This is a genomic window from Catellatospora methionotrophica, from assembly GCF_011297335.1.
GTDB classification, from domain to species: domain Bacteria; phylum Actinomycetota; class Actinomycetes; order Mycobacteriales; family Micromonosporaceae; genus Catellatospora; species Catellatospora methionotrophica.
Genome location: NZ_JAAOTJ010000004.1, coordinates 25,679 through 40,655, shown reverse-complemented (window position 1 = coordinate 40,655; position 14,977 = coordinate 25,679). Strand labels below are relative to the sequence as shown.

The following is a 14,977-nucleotide window of genomic DNA, read 5'->3' as shown; positions in this document are numbered from 1 at the left end:
GCAGGTCTGTGTGGGGGTGGCAGTCAGCCGGGGGTCGCCCGCCGCGACGGCAGGCGACCTCAACTCAGCCGACGTTCTTCTTCACCGTCTTGCGCTTGGCGTTGGCGGTCGGCTTCGCGCCGACCTTCGGCGCGAGCGCCTTGGCGACCTCCGGGTCGATGACCTTCGGCTCCGCCTTGCCGGCCATCTTCGGCGGCGGGTACTTCTTCAGCACCCACATCTGCTGGCCGAGCGTGAAGAGGTTAGTGGTGGTCCAGTAGATGATCAGACCGAGCGGGAAGGCCACCGCGGAGATGATCAGGGTCGCCGGGATGCCGTACAGCATCAGCTTCTGCATCATCTTCTGCGTGGGGTCCTCGGACCAGCCGGTCTTCAGGATCATCTGGCGGCTGGTCATGTACGTCGTGATGATCATGACGACGCCGAGGATGCCGCACAGTACGGCGGCCATGCCGCCGTCACGGAAGGTCGCACCGATGGAGACGCCGAACAGGTCGGCGGCCTTGCCGCTCTGGAACTGGGCCGCGGTCCACCCGTAGAGGGTCTCGTCGACGGTGCCCGTGCCGAGGCGCTTGATGACGTGGAACACGCCGAAGAAGATCGGCATCTGGATCAGCAGCGGAAGGCAGCCCATCAGCGGGTTGGCCTTCTCCCGCCGGTACAGCTCCATCATCTCGCGCTGGAGCGTTTCCTTGTCACCCTTGTGCTTCTCCTGCAGCGCCTTGAGCTGGGGCTGGAGGGTCTGCATCGCGCGCTGCGACCGGATCTGCTTGATGAACAGCGGGAACAGGAGCACACGGACGGTCAGCACCAGGAAGACGATCGCCAGGACCCAGTCCCAGTTGGTGGCGAGCCAGGTGCCGTCGCCCCAGAGTTTGTCGAAGAGGCTGTGCCATAGCAGCAGGACCTTCGAGACGATCGTGTAGATCCAGTCCATCATGAGGGTGTTGCTCCAGTCACATCAGTACTGCGGCGGGTGTTGGGTGGCACTGGGTCATATCCGCCCGGGTGAAAGGGATGGCAGCGACCGAGCCGTTTGACCGTCAGCCAGAACCCCCGCGGCGCGCCGTGCTGCGCGATGGCCTCCAGCGCGTAGGCGCTGCAGGACGGGTAGAACCGGCAACGGGCTGGCAGGCCCGGACTCACCCAACGACGGTACGCGATGATGGGTAGGGCCAGCACGCGCCCGGCGAGTGTCGTGGGTCGCGACGGCTGCGTCATGGCTTCCCCCCGGTTGACCTGCGGCGCGATGCCTGTCCGGGGTCGCGCTTGAGCGCCGCGGCGAGCGCGCCGTCAAGGTCCCGGCCCAGCTGTTCGTACGAGGCGGACGCCGCCTGCGGCAGCGCGCGCACCACCACGGTCGCTCCGGCGGGCAGCGCGCCCAGCCGGTCGGCTGTCAGCTGGCGCAGCCGCCGCTTGACCGTGTTGCGGGTCACCGCGTTCCCCACCGCCTTGGAGACCACGAATCCCGCCTGGGAGACCTGCCCGAGCACGACAACGGCGTGGCCGGGATCGTCTCCCTGCCACGCCGTCTCATGTTCGGTTGCCGTCACGGGCACCGTCAGGTGCACCACCACGGCGCCACGACCGGCTCGGCGGCCGGCCCGCACAGCGGCGGCGAAGTCAGCGCTTCGCCTCAACCTGTGCGCAGCTGGCAGCATCCGAGGCCCGTCCGGGGGGTCTCAGACCGCCAGGCGGGCGCGGCCCTTGCCCCGGCGCGACGACAGCACCGCGCGGCCGGCGCGGGTGCGCATGCGCAGCCGGAAGCCGTGGGTCTTCGCGCGCCGACGGTTGTTCGGCTGGTACGTGCGCTTGCTCACGTCAGATCTCCTGGGGATCGCCCCGCCCGCGGGCAGGGAAGTTCTAGCTTCTCGCGGATGCACCGCCCGGTTGACGGCAGGATCGGGACGAAGAATCTCGATCTTGTCTGAGTCAGGGCGGACGCCGCAACCGACACCCTAGCAGAGGGTGATGGAGCAACCGCTCCAGGGTACACGTGCCGTCGATGTCCGCCAAGAACTCTTCGCAGGTCACTCATCGTGTCAACAGCGCACGCTCAACGGCAACCGACAGTGTCGTTATCAACACTCACCGAGAGTGAAGCTGTGGACAACGGGTGGACGCCTGTGGATAACCCTGTTAGCGTGCCGGAGTGCCCGACTGGCGGCGCCGCACGTTAATTGTGTCGGGTACCGCAAAACCGGGCAATAAGGTGGCTCGTTCGGCACGGTGGGCCGTGTTGCAGGCGCTCGTGCGCCGGATAGGGCGACCCACACCAGCCGGACCCCGGATACCGATCGACACACAGCCTGTGGATAACTTGTGGAGAACCTCGTTGATTCGGGGGATAACCCGGGGGAAAACCACGGTCCGTGACTACACCGTCATTGATCGGAGCCGTCGTGCGGGAGCTGACGGTCAGCCCGGTGTCCCACCGAGCCCCGCTACACGGAACCGAAGGGTCGAGCGCATGAACGAGGCTGACAGGTGAGCGACCTCAACGCCGTGTGGCTGGCCGCCACCGACGAGCTCGCCGATGAGATCGTCTCGGCGCAGCACCGGGCGTACCTGCGCCTCACCCAGGCCCTCGCGGTGGTCGACGACCTCGTGCTGCTGAGCGTGCCCGACGCGTTCATCCGCGACATCATCGAGACGAAGCTGCGCACCGCGATCACCGACACGTTGTCGCGGATCATGGGCCGGCCGGTGCAGGTCGCCGTGAAGGTACGGCCCCCGGACGAGTCCGCGGCCCGGCCGACGCCCCCGCCTCCGCCGCCCGCCGAGTACGCCCCGGTGAACTACACGCCGCCCGTCTACACCCCGCCGCCGACCGAGCAGCCCGTCGTGGCCCCGGCCGCCGACGGCGAGGACGCGCTGTTCTCCGTCCCGATGCCGCGGCACACCGAGATCGCCCCGGTGCGCGCCGCGGTGCTGCGCTCGCCCGACCGCGACGGCCCGTCCGACTCCGGCCCCGGCCGGGGGACCGGCCCGATGGACCGGGGAGCCGTGCCGCACCCGCTCGCGGCCGTACGCGAGGAGCGCGAGCGCCGTCCCGGCGCCACGCCCGGCTCGGCCGCGAACGACGCCGGCGGTAACAAGCTGAACCCGAAGTACCGGTTCGAGACGTTCGTCATCGGTTCCTCCAACCGGTTCGCCCACGCCGCGTCGGTGGCGGTGGCCGAGTCCCCGGCGAAGGCGTACAACCCGCTGTTCATCTACGGCGGCTCGGGGCTGGGCAAGACCCACCTGCTCCACGCGATCGGCCACTACGCCCAGGAGCTCGGGCACGCCCGCAGCGTCCGGTACGTGTCGACGGAGGAGTTCACCAACGACTTCATCAACTCGATCCGCGACGACAAGGCCAGCGCGTTCCAGCGGCGCTACCGCGACGTGGACATCCTCCTGATCGACGACATCCAGTTCCTGGAGAAGCGCGACCGGACCCAGGAGGAGTTCTTCCACACCTTCAACACCCTGCACAACGCGAACAAGCAGATCGTGATCACCTCCGACCGCTCGCCCAAGGCGCTGTCGACGCTGGAGGACCGGCTGCGCACCCGGTTCGAGTGGGGCCTGCTGGCCGACATCCAGCCGCCGGACCTGGAGACCCGCATCGCGATCCTGCAGAAGAAGGCCGCCCAGGAGCGCCTGCACGCCCCGGCCGACGTGCTGGAGTTCATCGCGTCGCGGGTGTCGAACTCGATCCGCGAGCTCGAGGGCGCGCTGATCCGCGTCACGGCGTACGCCAACCTCAGCCGCGAGCAGGTCAAGCTGTCGATCGCGGAGGAGGTGCTGCGCGACTTCATCCCCGACGACGCGGCCCCCGAGATCACCGCCGACCAGATCATGCTGTCGACCTCGGAGTACTTCGGCGTCAGCCTGGAGGACCTGCGCGGCCACTCGCGCTCGCGGGTGCTGGTCAACGCGCGCCAGGTGGCCATGTATCTGTGCCGGGAGCTGACCGACCTCTCCCTGCCCCGGATCGGGCAGGCCTTCGGCGGCCGCGACCACACCACGGTCATGCACGCCGACCGCAAGATCCGGCAGCAGATGGCCGAGCGCCGATCCCTCTACAACCAGATCGCCGAACTCACCAACCGCATCAAGCAGATCTAGCGCGGCAGTTCATGATCGCTGTTTCGGGTCAATAGGTGAGGCCAGACCTGACCTTGTGACCTGAAACAGCGATCACGGCAGCGCAGGTACGCGAAACCCGAAGGTCCGCCGACCGCCCGCAGCAGCGCCGGCCCGGCCCCTTGACGTACGCGTCGAACTCTTCGGCATCGCGTGACACGTCCATCGTGATCCGCCCTTGTGGGTAGGGGCGTTCCGTGCCGGGTACGCCCCCCACAAGTCGTCCGCGGAGCCGAAAGGCTGCCCGTTGTCCACAGTGATCGTGGATAACTCGGTGGATAACCCGGTGGATTGCCTGTGGATCCGCTGTGGACGGATGTGGACAGAGATCCGTCGAAAAATCTTGCTGTGGAAAGGGTGTGGACGCGGGTGTGGACGAAGCCCTTGATCCGTGGACAGCGGGCCATGATCGGTGGATATCGCTGTGGAGGAAGTGGACGGCCTCTGTCCACAGTTTGGGGAGAACCTCTGGGGATTGCCGGTGGATAACCTGTGGACGCCGGTGGACAACCGGTGGATGAAACCGCGGCTGTGGAGAACTCGGCGGGTTATCCACCGCTCGTCCACCGCTCGTCCACACCCCCGCATGCGGGTTGACCTGGGAATACGGCGTTAATCCACAGTTTCCACAGCACCGATGATGAAGACGGGAGTTATCTCTAAGAGAGAAATCAAGAAATCATCGGGGTTCGGGAAGTTGTGGATGCTCGGCCGCCGCCGATCCACAGGGGTCGCCGAGGGGAGATCGCTCGGAGGACCTAAGGTTTCAGTGGTCAGCTTGGCAGCATCGACGTGACCACAGGAGGGCTGAAGATGAAGTTTCGGGTAGAGCGTGACGCGCTCGCCGACGCCGTGGCCTGGACCGCCAAGAGCCTTCCGAGCCGGCCCTCGGTGCCGGTTCTGGCAGGCGTGATGCTGCGGGTCGCCGACGGCCGCCTGCACGTCTCCGGGTTCGACTACGAGGTCTCCAACCAGGTGGACGTCGAGGTGCAGGCCGACGCGGACGGCGCGACCCTGGTCTCCGGCCGCCTGCTCGCCGAGATCACCAAGGCGCTGCCGGCCAAGCCCGTGGAGATCGCCGCTGTCGGCGCGCACCTGGAGCTGGTCTGCGGTAGCGCCCGGTTCACCCTGCCGACGATGCCCGTCGAGGACTACCCGACGCTGCCGGAACTGCCCGCCAGCGCGGGCCGGGTCGACGCCGCCGTGTTCGCCTCGGCCGTGGCCCAGGTCGCCATCGCCGCCGGGCGCGACGAGACGCTGCCGATGATGACCGGCGTGCGGCTCGAGCTGTCCGGGGACACCCTGGCGCTGCTCGCCACCGACCGCTACCGGCTGGCCATCCGGGAGATCTCCTGGACCCCGGACGACCCGGAGATCAGCGTCAACGCGCTCGTCCCGGCGCGCACCCTGGCCGACACCGCCAAGACGCTCGGCCCGACCGGCGGCGACGTGACCGTCGCGCTCGCCGACGGCGGCAAGGGCGAGGGCATGATCGGCTTCCTGGGCGGCTCGAAGGTCGGCGGCTCCCGCCGGACCACCAGCCGCCTGCTCGACGGCCAGTCGTACCCGCCGGTGCGCTCGCTGTTCGCGCCCAGCTACTCCTCCGAGGCCCGGGTCACCGTCTCGGCGCTGGTCGAGGTCGTCAAGCGCGTCTCGCTGGTCGCCGAGAAGGCCACCCCGGTGCGGCTGAGCTTCAGCGAGGACGGTCTCGTGGTCGAGGCCGGCGGCACCGAGGAGGCGCGGGCCAGCGAGGCCATGGACGCCACCTTCACCGGTGAGTCGATGACGATCGCGTTCAACCCGCAGTACCTCATCGAGGGCCTGGGTGCGCTCGGTGCGCCGACCGCGGTGTTCTCGTTCAACGACCCGTTCAAGCCCGCGGTGATCACGCCCGCCGACGCCGACGGTGCGGCGATCCCCGGGTTCCGCTACCTGATCATGCCGATCAGGGTCGGCCGCTAAACACCGGCGGCCAGGCTCCACAACGCACCAAGGGGGAAGACATGCAGCTCGGTCTGGTCGGACTCGGCAAGATGGGCGGCAACATGCGTGACCGCCTGCGCGAGGCGGGTCACGACGTCGTCGGATACGACCGCAACCCGGAACTGTCCGACGCCGAGAACCTGGCCGACCTCGTCGCGAAGCTGGAGGCGCCGCGCGCGGTGTGGGTGATGGTGCCCGCCGGTGTCACCGAGGCCACCATCGACGAACTCGCTCCGCTGCTCAGCGAGGGTGACATCGTCATCGACGGCGGCAACTCGCGGTTCTCCTCCGACGGCCCGCGGGCCGAGCGGCTGGGCAAGCTCGGCATCGGCTACGTCGACTGCGGCGTCTCCGGCGGCGTGTGGGGCAAGGAGAACGGCTACGGCCTGATGGTCGGCGGCTCCGACGAGAACGTCGGCCGGCTCATGCCGATCTTCGAGACCCTCAAGCCCGAGGGCGAGTTCGGCTTCGTGCACGCCGGCCCGGTCGGTGCCGGTCACTACGCCAAGATGGTCCACAACGGCATCGAGTACGGCCTGATGCACGCCTACGCCGAGGGTTTCGAGCTGCTGGAGGCCTCCGAGCTGGTCACCAACGTGCCCGGGGTGTTCCGGTCCTGGCGCGAGGGCACCGTCATCCGGTCCTGGCTGCTCGACCTGATGGATCTCGCGCTCACCGACGACGCGCACCTGGAGAAGCTGAAGGGCTACGCCGACGACACCGGCGAGGGACGCTGGACGGTCGAGGAGGCCATCCGCCTCGCCGTGCCGATGCACGTCATCGCCGCGTCGCTGTTCGCCCGCTTCGAATCCCGCCAGGACGACTCCCCGGCCATGAAGGCGATCGCCGCGCTGCGCAACCAGTTCGGTGGGCACGCCGTGCAGCAGGCCGGCTGAGTTGTACGTCAGAAGGCTCGAACTCGTCGACGTCCGCTCGTACCCACGGGTGGGCGTCGACCTCGAGCCGGGGCCGAACGTGCTGATCGGCCCGAACGGGGTCGGCAAGACCAACCTGGTCGAGGCGCTGGGCTACGTCGCCACCCTGGCCAGTCACCGGGTCTCCACCGACGCGCCGCTGGTGCGGGTCGGCGCGAGCACCGGCGTGATCCGCTGCGCGATCGTGCACGAGCGGCGCGAACTGCTGGTCGAGCTGGAGATCGTGCCGGGCAAGGCCAACCGGGCCCGGCTCGGCCGCTCCCCGGCCCGCCGCCCCCGCGACATCCTCGGCGCGTTACGGCTGGTGCTGTTCGCCCCTGAGGACCTGTCCCTGGTCCGGGGCGACCCCGACCAGCGGCGGCGCTACCTCGACGACCTGCTCACCGCCCGGCAGCCCCGGTTCGCCGGGGTGCGGGCCGACTACGACCGGGTGCTCAAGCAGCGCAACGCCCTGCTGCGCACCGCGTACCTCAGCCGCAAGGTCGGCGGGGCGCGCGGCGGCGACCTGAGCACCCTCGAAGTGTGGGACACCCACCTGGCCGAACACGGGTCACAGCTGCTGCGCGCCCGGCTCAGCCTGGTCGAACAGCTCGCGCCCCACCTCGAGGACGCCTACCAGCAGGTCAGCGCCGGAGTCGGCAAAGCCGTCGCGGAGTATCGCGCCTCCGTGCCCGAACCGACCCCCGAGGCGATGCTGGCCGCCCTGGCCGAGGTGCGCGCCGACGAGATCGCCCGGGGCACCACGCTGGCCGGGCCGCACCGCGACGACCTCGTGCTGCGCCTGGGCGACCTGCCCGTCAAGGGCTACGCCAGCCACGGCGAGTCCTGGTCGTACGCGCTCGCGCTCCGGCTGGCCGGATACAGCCTGCTGCGCGCCGACGGGATCGAACCCGTGCTTGTCCTCGACGACGTCTTCGCCGAACTCGACACCGGACGGCGCGAGCGGCTCGCACAGCTCATCGGCGACGCCGCACAGGTGATCATCACGTGCGCGGTGGAGGCCGACGTGCCCGCCGCACTGCGCGGCGCCCGATACTTCGTCACACCCGGGGAGGTGAGCCGTGGCTGACGCCGTACCGCCCGGGGGCCAGAACGGTCCGGAACTGGCCCGCGCCGCGCTCGACGCGGCGCTGCGGAAGCGGGCGGCGCGCAACCAGGCCGCCGCCGACGCGCGGGCCAGGGGCGACAGCCCTGGCACCCGCTACCGGCCGCGCGGCTACTCCGGCCCCGGGCCCGACCCGCGCGACCCGGCGAAGCTCGGCGACGTGCTGTCCCGGCTGATGAAGGCCCGCGGGTGGCAGCGCCCGACGGCCGAGGCGACGGTGTTCGGCGAGTGGGAGAAGTGCGTCGGCCCCGACATCGCCGCCCACAGCCGCCCGATCAAGCTCGAGAACGGCGAACTCACCGTCGAGGCCGAATCCACCGCCTGGGCCACGCAGCTCCGCCTGCTCGCCCGCACCATCCTGACCCGCATCGCCGGAACCGTCGGCAACAACGTCGTCACCAAACTCCACATCCACGGCCCCGCCGCCCCCTCCTGGACCCACGGCCGCAAACGCGTCCGCGGCACCGGCCCCGGCGACACCTACGGCTGACCTACCCCACCCCAGCGGCCGAGGATGATCGCCGTTTCAGGTCAAAACCTGTGGCTGGCCCGCACATTTTGACCGCAGACAGCGATCTTCGGCTGGCTGTGCGGTGCTAGGGCGCGGGTGGTGGATCTTTGGAACCGGTGTGGTCGGTGGGGCATCTGAGGGGCATGCGAAGAGTGTGGGGGCATGTCGCGGCGTTGATGGTGCTGACGTCGGTGCTGGTGGTCGGGCCGTCGGGGGCGGCGTGTGCGTGCAGTTGTGCCGAGCCGAACACGGCGGAGAACACGGCGTGGGCCGATCTCGTGTTCGTCGGCGTGGTGGTCGATGTCGACCGGCCCGCGTTCAGCATGTCGAGCGGTGACCTGATGACCGCGCGGCTCACCGTCGAGCAGGTGCGCAAGGGCAGCGCGACGGGACACGTCGAGGTGAAGACCGCGATCGAGGGTCCGAGTTGCGGCTTCGACTTCGTCGAGGGCAGCCGCTACCTGATCTACAGCAGGGATGGCCAGACCAGCCTGTGCTCGGGCAACGAGCTGCTCGGCGCGGCTCCCGAGGTGGAGCTGGACGGCGACGTGCCGGTCGCGGCGCTGGCCGCGGGCGCGGCCGTGCTGATCGCCGCCGTGGCCCTGTGGTGGGTGCTGCGGCGCAGACGGTCGGCCAGCTCGGGGAACGGCGGTGACACGGGGTCGGCCGGTTCGGATCCCGGCCCCGCGCCACGCGGCGAGGCCGGGCCGGGCGGTCAGGACTCGGCGTAGACCGCGAAGCCGCGGTCGGCGCAGCGGCGGTAGAACTGGGCGAGCACGGCGAACTCCGACAGCGGGAAGCTCCACTGCGGGTCGCCGTCGGTCTCCTCGCGCAGCGCGTCCAGGCGCTGTTCGAGCCAGCGCAGCTGCTGCTCGGGAAGTCGGGAATCGGTCAGCGCGGCACGAAGCACCGCGGCGACGCTGTCGAACGTGACAGCGTCACCGTGGGCTGCGTGTCCGGCGACGAACTTCTCCAGCCCACCGGCGATCCAGGCGCAACCGTCGGGGTCGATGACCGGGTCCTCGTCCTCCTCGGCGGCCTCCGTGGCGTAGAGCACACCTTTGAGGCCGAGCAGCAGGTCGACGACTTCGGTGTACGCCGTCGCGCGGACCGTGCCGGTGCGGGCGATGTGGCCCGCCAGGGCAGCGGTCGGAGCGGCGGTGCTGGGCTGTTCGGCCAGCTCGGCGAAGTCGACGAATTCCGCGGGCGCCACCGGGTCGTAGAAGCGGCCCGTGGCCGGCCACTGCACCGCGACGTTGTCCAGACCCATGTCAGCCTCTCGAGCGCTTGAGTTCCAGGCGTGGGCAACTTACGGCATACGGGGGACATTGCGCGACCCTCTGAAACGGTGCTTCTGGGCCCGCTTCCCACCGGCCTTCGGGAGCACCGTGCCCGTGGGGGGAGTTGCGACCGGAGGCTTTCGGGCGGCTACGGGGCTGCCAGGGCCTTGAAACGGCGTTCTGTGGGTGCCGCGTGCGGCAGATGTCGGCGCGACACAGTAGGATCGAGCGTGAGAGCAGAACACTGGGTGGACCGTGTACGCGACACCGGTGGGTTGTCCCGCACACCACAGGTCCGCCCCGTGGTGCGCCGTGCGTCACCCCCGTCCCGCGTACGCCGATCCCGGCGAGGCCTGTCCTGGGCTGTCGCGGGTATACGCGGACGCGCGGGCAGGTGCTGGAGTTGTTGGTCCCCGTCGCCTCGGGCGGCGGAGGAGGGATTGAGAGTGGCAACGCCGAAGCAGCAGAACAGTGAGTACACAGGTTCCTCGATCACCGTTCTCGAGGGCCTGGACGCGGTTCGCAAGCGTCCCGGCATGTACATCGGCTCCACCGGTGAGCGGGGCCTGCACCACCTCGTGTGGGAGGTGGTCGACAACTCCGTCGACGAGGCGCTCGCAGGGGTCTGCGACCTCATCTCGATCACGCTGACGGCCGACGGCGGGGTGCGCGTCGCCGACAACGGCCGTGGCATCCCGGTCGACATCCACCCCGTGGAGAAGCGGCCGACCGTCGAGGTCGTGATGACCGTGCTGCACGCGGGCGGCAAGTTCGACGGCAAGGCGTACGCGGTCTCCGGCGGTCTGCACGGCGTCGGCATCTCCGTGGTGAACGCCCTGTCGACGCGCATCGACCTGGAGATCCACAAGGACGGGTTCGTCTGGCGCCAGCGCTACGACCACTCCAAGCCCGGTCCGCTGGAGAAGGGCGAGCCGACCAACCGCACCGGCACGACCACCACCTTCTACCCGGACCCGAACATCTTCGAGACGGTCGAGTTCAATTTCGAGACGATCTACCGCCGCGTACAGGAGATGGCGTTCCTCAACCGGGGTCTGACCATCGCGCTGCGCGACGAGCGCGCGCTGGCCGCCGACGGCGAGGACGCCGAGGTCCGCGAGGTGACCTTCTGCTACAAGGGCGGCATCGCCGACTTCGTGCGGCACCTGAACAACACCAAGAGCCCCATCCACAAGTCGGTGGTGGAGTTCGACGCCGAGGGCGAGAACATGTCGCTCGAGATCGCGATGCAGTGGAACGAGTCCTACGGGGAGTCGGTCTACACGTTCGCGAACACGATCAACACGCACGAGGGCGGCACGCACGAGGAGGGCTTCCGGGCGGCGCTGACGACCATCATCAACAAGTACGGCTCGGACAAGAAGATCCTCAAGGGCGACGAGAAGCTCTCGGGTGAGGACATCCGCGAGGGTCTCGCCGCGATCATCTCGGTGAAGCTGGCCAACCCGCAGTTCGAGGGCCAGACCAAGACTAAGCTCGGCAACACCGAGGTCAAGAGCTTCGTGCAGAAGGCCTGCAACGAGTGGCTGGCCGACTGGCTGGAGCGCAACCCCGCCGACGCCAAGATGATCATCACGAAGGCCTCGCAGGCCGCCCGTGCCCGCATCGCCGCCGCGCAGGCCCGCAAGCTGGCCCGGCGCAAGTCGCTGCTGGAGTCCGGCTCGATGCCGGGCAAGCTGGCCGACTGCCAGTCCACCGACCCGAAGATGTGCGAGCTGTTCATCGTCGAGGGTGACTCGGCCGGCGGCTCGGCCAAGCAGGGCCGCGACCCCCGGGTGCAGGCCATCCTGCCGATCCGCGGCAAGATCCTGAACGTGGAGAAGGCGCGCATCGACAAGGTGCTGCGCAACAACGAGGTCCAGGCGCTGATCACCGCGCTGGGCACCGGCATCCACGACGACTTCGACATCGAGAAGCTGCGGTACCACAAGGTCGTGCTGATGGCCGACGCCGACGTCGACGGCCAGCACATCCAGACGCTGCTGCTGACGCTGCTGTTCCGCTTCATGCGCCCGCTGGTCGAGCTGGGGCACGTGTACCTCGCGTCGCCGCCCCTGTTCAAGATCAAGTGGAACAAGAAGGGCGACGACGCGCAGTACGCGTACTCCGACCGCGAGCGCGACGGCCTGATCAAGCTCCGCCAGGAGACCAAGCCGAACGCCAAGCCGGACGACATCCAGCGGTTCAAGGGTCTGGGCGAGATGAACTACCCGGAGCTGTGGGAGACCACGATGAACCCGGGCACCCGGACACTTCGTCAGGTGACCTTGGACGACGCGGCAACCGCAGACGAACTCTTCAGCGTGCTGATGGGCGAGGACGTTGAGGCGCGCCGTTCGTTCATCCAGCGCAATGCGAAGGATGTCCGCTTCCTCGACATCTAGTCGAGGTACGGAAAGTAGTCCGGAACGTGCCGACCTGTGGATAAACGAACCGTTTATCCACAGGTCGGGTCCTGATCCACAGCGTTATCCACAGCTTCCTCAGCTTCATACGCAGGAAAGAGTTTTAAACAGTGAGCGAGACTCCTGACACTCAGCCGGAAGAGGTCGGCGTGCACGGCCGCATCGAGCCTGTCGGGCTCGAGGTGGAGATGCAGCGCTCGTACCTCGACTACGCCATGAGCGTCATCGTCGGCCGGGCGCTGCCGGACGTGCGCGACGGCCTCAAGCCGGTACACCGCAAGATCCTCTACGCGATGTACGACGGCGGCTTCCGCCCCGACCGCGGCTACTTCAAGTGCGCCCGCGTCGTCGGCGAGGTGATGGGTAACTACCACCCGCACGGCGACACCGCGATCTACGACTCGCTGGTGCGTATGGCCCAGCCGTGGTCGCTGCGCTACCCCCTGATCGACGGCAACGGCAACTTCGGCTCGCCGGGCAACGACCCCGCCGCCGCCATGCGGTACACCGAGTGCCGGCTGTTTCCGCTCGCGATGGAGCTGCTGCGCGACATCGACGAGGACACCGTCGAGTTCATCCCGAACTACGACGGCCGTAACCAGGAGCCGACGATCCTGCCGGCCCGGTTCCCGAACCTGCTGGTCAACGGCTCCGAAGGCATCGCCGTCGGTATGGCCACCAAGATCCCGCCGCACAACCTGCGCGAGATCGGCAAGGCCGTGCAGTGGTGCCTGGAGAACCCCGAGGCCACCGAGGCCGAGGTGCTCGAAGCCGCGCTGCAGATCGTCAAGGGCCCGGACTTCCCGACCCGCGGCCTGATCGTCGGCACCAGCACGATCGAGGAGGCGTACCGCACCGGTCGCGGCTCGATCCGCATGCGGGCCGTGGTCGAGGTCGAGGAGGACAAGAAGGGCCGTGCCTGCCTCGTCGTCACCGAGCTGCCGTACCAGGTCAACCCGGACAACCTCGCCGAGCGCGTGGCCGAGTTGGTCAAGGAGGGCAAGCTGGGCGGCATCGCCGACATCCGCGAGGAGTCGTCCGGCCGTACCGGCATGCGCCTGGTGCTCGTGCTCAAGCGCGACGCCGTGGCCAAGGTGGTGCTGAACAACCTCTACAAGCACACCCAGCTGCAGGAGACCTTCGGCGCGAACATGCTGGCGCTGGTCGACGGCGTGCCCCGCACGCTGAACCTGGCCCAGTTCCTCATGTACTACGTCAGCCACCAGATGGAGGTCATCCAGCGACGGACGGCCTACCGCCTGCGCAAGGCCGAGGAGCGGGCCCACATCCTGCGCGGTCTGGTCAAGGCGCTGGACATGCTGGACGAGGTCATCGCCCTCATCCGCCGCGCGCCGAGCGCGGAGGAGTCCAAGACCGGCCTGATGGCGCTGCTCGACGTCGACGAGATCCAGGCGACCGCGATCCTCGACATGCAGCTGCGCCGCCTGGCCGCGCTGGAGCGTCAGCGGATCGTCGACGAGCTGGCGAAGATCGAGATCGAGATCGCCGACCTCAAGGACATCCTGGCCAAGCCCGAGCGGCAGCGGAAGATCATCTCCGACGAGCTCGGCGAGATCGTCGCCAAGTGGGGCGACGACCGGCGTACGAAGATCATCCCGTTCGACGGCGAGGTCTCCATGGAGGACCTCATCGCGCGCGAGGACGTCGTGGTGACCATCACCCGTACCGGGTACGCCAAACGGACAAAGGTTGACCTGTACCGCTCGCAGAAGCGGGGCGGCAAGGGCGTCTCCGGTGCCACGCTGCGCCAGGACGACATCGTCAGCCACTTCTTCGTCTGCTCGACGCACGACTGGATCCTGTTCTTCACGAACAAGGGCCGGGTCTACCGCGCGAAGGCGTACGAGTTCCCCGAGGCCTCGCGTATCGCGAAGGGCCAGCACGTGGCCAACCTGCTCGCCTTCCAGCCCGACGAGCAGATCGCCCAGGTCATCGAGATCCAGAACTACGAGGTCGCGCCGTACCTGGTGCTGGCCACGAAGAACGGTCTGGTCAAGAAGACCGCGCTCGGGGAGTTCGACTCCAACCGCAGCGGCGGCATCATCGCGATCAACCTGCGCGACGACGACGAGCTCGTCGGCGCGGCGCTGATCGCCGCGGAGGACGACCTGCTGCTCGTCAGCAAGCAGGCGCAGGCCATCCGCTTCAACGCCACCGACGAGGCACTGCGCCCCATGGGCCGCGCCACGTCGGGTGTCATCGGCATGCGCTTCGGCGACGGCGACGAGCTGCTCGCCATGGAGGTGGTCCGGGACGGCATGGACGTCCTCGTGGCGACCAACGGCGGCTACGCCAAGCGCACCCCGATCGACGAGTACCCGGTCCAGGGCCGGGGCGGAAAGGGCGTACTGACCGCAAAGATCACCGAACGCCGTGGCGGACTGGTGGGTGCGGTCGTTATCAGCCCGGAAGACGAGCTCTTCGCTATCACGAGTAACGGCGGAGTTATCCGAACTCCGGTGAAGCCCGTGCGGCGGACGCGCGATCGGAACACAATGGGTGTCAAGCTGATGGACCTCCCAGAAGGCGTAACCCTCGTCGCCATTGCCCGCAATGCCGATGAGCCGGACGAACAGGACTAG

At 68.5% G+C, this 14,977-nt stretch carries 13 protein-coding genes; 8 read left to right on the top strand and 5 right to left on the bottom strand.

Annotation, left to right across the window (positions count from 1 at the left end):
* Positions 1 to 64 precede the first annotated feature (64 nt).
* Genes yidC through rpmH form a run of 4 tightly spaced genes read right to left on the bottom strand, consistent with a single transcriptional unit; the run spans position 65 to position 1,820 of the window.
* Positions 65 to 940 carry a membrane protein insertase YidC gene (yidC, locus tag HAV40_RS12820; RefSeq protein WP_166381195.1) on the bottom strand — a complete coding sequence of 292 codons (876 nt, stop codon included), beginning with the start codon at positions 938 to 940 and terminating at the stop codon, positions 65 to 67.
* The gene (gene yidD, locus HAV40_RS12815) at positions 937 to 1,221 is read right to left on the bottom strand and encodes a membrane protein insertion efficiency factor YidD (RefSeq protein WP_166381194.1); all 285 of its coding nucleotides are present in this window, start codon (positions 1,219 to 1,221) and stop codon (positions 937 to 939) included. The genes yidC and yidD overlap by 4 nt, the downstream gene beginning before the upstream one ends.
* Positions 1,218 to 1,661: a ribonuclease P protein component gene (gene rnpA, locus HAV40_RS12810; protein WP_166381193.1), complete on the bottom strand. Its 444-nt coding sequence runs from the start codon at positions 1,659 to 1,661 to the stop codon at positions 1,218 to 1,220. The genes yidD and rnpA overlap by 4 nt, the downstream gene beginning before the upstream one ends.
* Positions 1,662 to 1,682: 21 nt before the next feature.
* The gene (gene rpmH / locus HAV40_RS12805) at positions 1,683 to 1,820 is read right to left on the bottom strand and encodes a 50S ribosomal protein L34 (RefSeq protein WP_120317612.1); all 138 of its coding nucleotides are present in this window, start codon (positions 1,818 to 1,820) and stop codon (positions 1,683 to 1,685) included.
* 721 nt (positions 1,821 to 2,541) lie between these two features.
* Between rpmH and dnaA the strand changes: the two genes are divergently transcribed.
* From dnaA to HAV40_RS12775, 6 genes are all read left to right on the top strand, one after another.
* Positions 2,542 to 4,116, top strand: coding sequence for a chromosomal replication initiator protein DnaA (dnaA, locus tag HAV40_RS12800; RefSeq protein ID WP_409364959.1), 1,575 nt, complete (start codon positions 2,542 to 2,544; stop codon positions 4,114 to 4,116).
* 831 nt (positions 4,117 to 4,947) lie between these two features.
* Entirely contained in the window at positions 4,948 to 6,096 is a 1,149-nt protein-coding gene (dnaN, locus tag HAV40_RS12795; protein WP_166381191.1) for a DNA polymerase III subunit beta, read from the top strand.
* 41 nt (positions 6,097 to 6,137) lie between these two features.
* Positions 6,138 to 7,013, top strand: coding sequence for a phosphogluconate dehydrogenase (NAD(+)-dependent, decarboxylating) (gene gnd / locus HAV40_RS12790; RefSeq protein ID WP_166381190.1), 876 nt, complete (start codon positions 6,138 to 6,140; stop codon positions 7,011 to 7,013).
* Position 7,014: 1 nt separating this feature from the next.
* On the top strand, positions 7,015 to 8,121 hold the full coding sequence (recF, locus tag HAV40_RS12785; RefSeq protein ID WP_166381189.1) for a DNA replication/repair protein RecF: 1,107 nt from the start codon (positions 7,015 to 7,017) through the stop codon (positions 8,119 to 8,121).
* Positions 8,114 to 8,647 carry a DciA family protein gene (locus HAV40_RS12780; RefSeq protein WP_166381188.1) on the top strand — a complete coding sequence of 178 codons (534 nt, stop codon included), beginning with the start codon at positions 8,114 to 8,116 and terminating at the stop codon, positions 8,645 to 8,647. Before recF ends, HAV40_RS12780 begins: the two co-directional genes overlap by 8 nt.
* A 164-nt stretch (positions 8,648 to 8,811) precedes the next feature.
* Positions 8,812 to 9,399, top strand: a complete 588-nt coding sequence (locus HAV40_RS12775; RefSeq protein ID WP_166381187.1) for a hypothetical protein — start codon at positions 8,812 to 8,814, stop codon at positions 9,397 to 9,399.
* On the opposite strand, the gene HAV40_RS12770 is transcribed toward HAV40_RS12775, so the two are convergent.
* Positions 9,384 to 9,938 carry a hypothetical protein gene (locus tag HAV40_RS12770; protein WP_166381186.1) on the bottom strand — a complete coding sequence of 185 codons (555 nt, stop codon included), beginning with the start codon at positions 9,936 to 9,938 and terminating at the stop codon, positions 9,384 to 9,386. The genes HAV40_RS12775 and HAV40_RS12770 overlap by 16 nt on opposite strands.
* A 456-nt stretch (positions 9,939 to 10,394) precedes the next feature.
* Between HAV40_RS12770 and gyrB the strand changes: the two genes are divergently transcribed.
* Positions 10,395 to 12,353, top strand: a complete 1,959-nt coding sequence (gene gyrB / locus HAV40_RS12765; protein WP_166381185.1) for a DNA topoisomerase (ATP-hydrolyzing) subunit B — start codon at positions 10,395 to 10,397, stop codon at positions 12,351 to 12,353.
* Between the two features lie 131 nt (positions 12,354 to 12,484).
* On the top strand, positions 12,485 to 14,977 hold the full coding sequence (gyrA, locus tag HAV40_RS12760; RefSeq protein WP_166381184.1) for a DNA gyrase subunit A: 2,493 nt from the start codon (positions 12,485 to 12,487) through the stop codon (positions 14,975 to 14,977).

Bases quoted from the DNA above. Each gene is read 5' to 3' on its own strand.
- yidC (WP_166381195.1), bottom strand. From the start codon at position 940: ATGATGGACTGGATCTACACGATCGTCTCGAAGGTCCTGCTGCTATGG.
- yidD (WP_166381194.1), bottom strand. From the start codon at position 1,221: ATGACGCAGCCGTCGCGACCCACGACACTCGCCGGGCGCGTGCTGGCC.
- rnpA (WP_166381193.1), bottom strand. From the start codon at position 1,661: ATGCTGCCAGCTGCGCACAGGTTGAGGCGAAGCGCTGACTTCGCCGCC.
- dnaN (WP_166381191.1), top strand. From the start codon at position 4,948: ATGAAGTTTCGGGTAGAGCGTGACGCGCTCGCCGACGCCGTGGCCTGG.
- gnd (WP_166381190.1), top strand. From the start codon at position 6,138: ATGCAGCTCGGTCTGGTCGGACTCGGCAAGATGGGCGGCAACATGCGT.
- HAV40_RS12775 (WP_166381187.1), top strand. From the start codon at position 8,812: ATGCGAAGAGTGTGGGGGCATGTCGCGGCGTTGATGGTGCTGACGTCG.
- HAV40_RS12770 (WP_166381186.1), bottom strand. From the start codon at position 9,938: ATGGGTCTGGACAACGTCGCGGTGCAGTGGCCGGCCACGGGCCGCTTC.